This is a genomic window from Candidatus Desulfolinea nitratireducens (genome assembly GCF_982879505.1).
The window spans coordinates 398-4375 of sequence record NZ_CEYOSI010000261.1 but is presented as its reverse complement, the minus strand read 5'-3'; the positions used below and the strand labels follow the sequence as shown (position 1 = coordinate 4375).

Here is a 3978-nt window from a genome sequence, read left to right as displayed (position 1 = left end):
TTCTCCGCTGTAGGGTAACATTTATATTGACGCAATGTTGTTTCCTAAAGTAAGAATTTTTATGAAGCAATGCGCTGTTGACAATCCTATTTTCCCCCGTGATATAATCTATCGAATAATTAAAGAACACCCTGATCTACACACCATCTGCTTTTTCTGGAGGAATAATGGAAGTTACCACGCAAAAATTCAAACAATGTGATCTGATAACGGTCAAAGGTCGTGTGGATAGCGCTACAGCCGCACAGTTGAGTGAAGCGCTCGAAGCGGTTACCAAAGGCGGGCGCCATAAAATTGTCTTTGATATGAGCGATGTGGAATATATGTCGAGTGCAGGTATGCGCGTATTGCTTGCTACCCAAAAAGAATGCAAGCGACTTAATCGTGGTGAAGTGGTATTGGCCGCAGTCTCAGATCGCATCAAGGAAGCGCTTGATCTGGCAGGTTTTATCCCCTTGTTTACGATCTTGGATGAGGTTACCCCGGCAGTTGGTTATTTCTAAGCTTTTGGTTCCCTGACGATAAATATATAGAGCCGTCTTCCATCGTGGTAAGGCGGTTTTTCTCTTTACATCATGCGAAATTTCCCTGCAAAATACAGTTCTCTGGATGATATTCGCACCTTTGTCGCAAAGCGAGCCATAAAGGCTGGCCTGACAGACAAAGCTATTTATGCTGTCCAATTGGCAGTGGATGAAGCCTGTACAAATATTATTGACCATGCCTACCGGGGTGAAAGCGATCAGCAGATTGAAATAAATTGTGAGATTACAAAGGATAATCTGATAATTAGGCTGCAGGATAATGGCCGATCATTTGATATGGATTCCGTTTCGACCCCCGATTTGAACTTGCCTCTGATCGAACGGCAGGTGGGGGGCCTTGGAGTCCACTTGATTCGCAATCTGATGGACGGAATCAACTATCAGGCCACGCACGATCAGGGGAACATTCTAACGCTCACCAAAAATCGAGATGTGTCCAGACACCTTATTTCATCCGACTGGACCAAGCTAAGTAATCTTGGGGAGCAGATGTTGAATACAAAATCCCTTGCCTCGCAACGTGATAGTATCCAACAAATGGTTGCCAGGCTGATAGATGGCGATGTGGATGTCTGGCTTGACGAAAGTCTTTTTCGCCTGCCTGATTGGGATGAGGAGCCAATATTCCCCGAATCTCCATCAACAGATGCTGCCAAACAAGCATTTAAATCAGGTAGGCCAATTCAGGTAAAAGAAAACGGTCGGGCAGTCGTAGCTTTCCCTCTCGAAGATCAGAACTTTATTATGGGGACGATGCAAATTAATCGGAGCGCAGATAAACCCTTTTCGCAAGGAGAACTGGATACGCTCGAGGGAATTGCCAGTATTGCCGCATTAAACCTGGTTACAGGACATCGTGTAGCTGTGGAGAATTGGCGCATCGGGCAGTTGAGCCTGGTACGTCAGGTCAGTACGCAGATCGCCAATGTTATGGATATTGATGAATTGGCGAAGCGTGTCACCAGCTTGATCCAGGCAACTTTTCACTATTACTATGTAGCTCTTTTTACAATTGATCCACGAAAGGATATATTGCATTTCCGTTCTGGAGCCAGAGCGCCCCGTAAAGGTCGTAAAAAAGCCACACCTAAGTTGGAAATAAAACTTGGGCAAGGCTTGATTGGGAATGTAGCAAAAAACGGTGAAGAGATGGTTTGCCCTGATGTAATGGCTGAACCGCTTTACCGATTCTTGTCTGGGTTGCCTGAAACAAAATCTGAAATTGTTCTTCCGTTAAAAACGGAAGATCGTATTTTGGGTGTACTGGATGTACAAAGTGATCGCCTGAATGCTTTTCATCCAAATGATTTGCTTGTTTTACGCGCACTTGCGGATAATATTGCGATCGCCATTGAAGGGGCACGTTTATATAGTGCTTTGCGACGACGTGCCGATCAACTGGATGTCGTTGCTGAAGTCAGCAGGAAAGCCACATCTACGCTGAGCTTGAGCAAGTTAATGGCCGATGTTGCCCTGCTGATCACGGAACGCTTTGGCTATTCTCATGTGCATCTCTTTACAGTACATCAGAATCGGCGCCGAATCCATTATGAGGCGGGTAGCGGAAAACGCACAGAAAACCTGGGGGAGAACTATGGCCTGGACCTGGATGACCCTGAAGGGTTGATCCCCTGGGTGGCCCGGAATAGGCAATCAGTATTGGCGAATGATGTTTCAAAAGAACCTCGATATCGCATGTCTCCGCTTCCTCCTGAAAACACCAAGGCAGAGCTGGTTGTCCCCCTCGTTTTCGATGAAAAAATTATGGGCGTGCTGGATGTGCAAAGCGATCATATAAACTCATTCAGCGATGAGGATCTTTTGCTTTTTGAAGCCTTGGGCGGAAATGTTGCCGCGGCCATTCATAATGCCGATCTATATCGTTCGGAACAATGGCGGCGGCAGGTTGCCGATAGTTTGCGTGAAGTCGCAGGCCTCCTTTCTGATAATGTGAATGTCGAGCAGGTTTTGGATGCAATTCTCACAGAATTGGAACGTACTCTTCCCACTGAAATTTCTACTCTTTGGCTATTACGCGATGAGGGGGAACTCTATCTGGCTGCTGTCCATGGCATTGAAAAATCAGTATTGGAGGATATTCGTCGTTCATCAGCGGATGCATCAATTTCTCTAGCCAGCGCTTTGCTGTCTTCAAAGCCTGTTATTCGCAATGCAGAAGATGTAATGGGGCCAGTGGGCCTGGCGGCTGGTTTTGAATCGAATTATTCATCGATTGCTGCCCCCCTTCATATTGGAGATCAACCCATTGGCGTGTTGACGCTTTCCCATCACACATCAGGGCGTTACGGTCATGAAGCACAAGCGATTACCTCTACCTTTGCAAGTTATGCCGCCGTCGCTATCGAGAACGCCCGCCTCTATGATTCCGCACAAGAGCAAGCCTATGCTTCAGCAGCCTTGTTGCAGGTTGCCCAGGCTGTTGCCAGTATGGCTGAATTGGATGAAATCCTGGACTCGATCATTCGTATTATGCCGATTCTTGTCGGTGTTGAGCGGTGTGCGATCTATATTTGGGATGAAGCCACGCAGCAATATACATCTGCTCAAGCTTATGGCCTGTCCGATGAAGACGAGTTTCTGGTTTGGCAGGATATTTATTCCCCGGGGGAATTCCCTCTTTTGGATGGGGTCCGTTCGGCAAATACCATGCTCTTACGCCTATTTACAGAGACTTGCTGCTGGTTGGATATTTCATCTCCCTGGGGCGATGGTTTTGACGAATATCTGAAGTGTGACGATGATCTTTTGATGGCTGTCCCGCTGATCATAAAAGATGATCTTTTTGGCGTTTTACTGGCAGAAGAAGCTCCCGGTGGAAGGCGCTTCCGATCGCGTCGGTTGGAGATTATCGCTGGTATCGCTCAACAGGCTGCGCTTGCAATCCAAAATGATCGCCTTCAGGAAGAAATGGTTGTGCGTGAACGTCTCGAACACGAGGTTCAGGTTGCTCGCGAAATCCAAAAAACCTTCATCCCGGATAGATTGCCCGAACCCTCAGGGTGGGAATTGGCTGGTCGCTGGCAAACGGCACGGCAGGTGGGAGGAGATTTTTATGATGTGATCGAATTGCCCGACCAGCATCTGGGATTATTTATTGCGGATGTTGCCGATAAGGGAATTCCCGCCGCTCTCTTCATGGCTCTCACACGCACCCTTGTTCGTGCCGCTATTCTGGATAATCCATCCCCGGCCAGGGCCTTACGACGCGTTAATGACCTGCTGATTCCCGATACAAACCAGGGGATGTTCGTGACCGCATTTTATGGTGTTCTTTCTCTTAAAACAGGCTTATTAACCTACGCCAATGCGGGGCATAATCCACCATTTTGGCTACAAAAAAAGACAAACCAGATCGTACGTCTAACTCGTACTGGAATGGCGCTGGGCGTTATTGAAGGCACCGAGATGGATC

2 protein-coding genes are annotated in these 3978 nt (G+C 47.4%); both read left to right on the top strand.

The genetic code is table 11. From position 1 onward, the window contains the following. Positions 1–167: 167 nt before the first annotated feature. A complete protein-coding gene (locus AC3DOM_RS16050) occupies positions 168–503 on the top strand; it encodes an STAS domain-containing protein (protein WP_487920052.1) in 336 nt (111 codons plus the stop codon). A gap of 72 nt (positions 504–575) precedes the next feature. Beyond that, a partial coding sequence (locus AC3DOM_RS16045; protein ID WP_487920051.1) for a GAF domain-containing protein occupies positions 576–3978 on the top strand: 3403 nt, incomplete at its 3' end.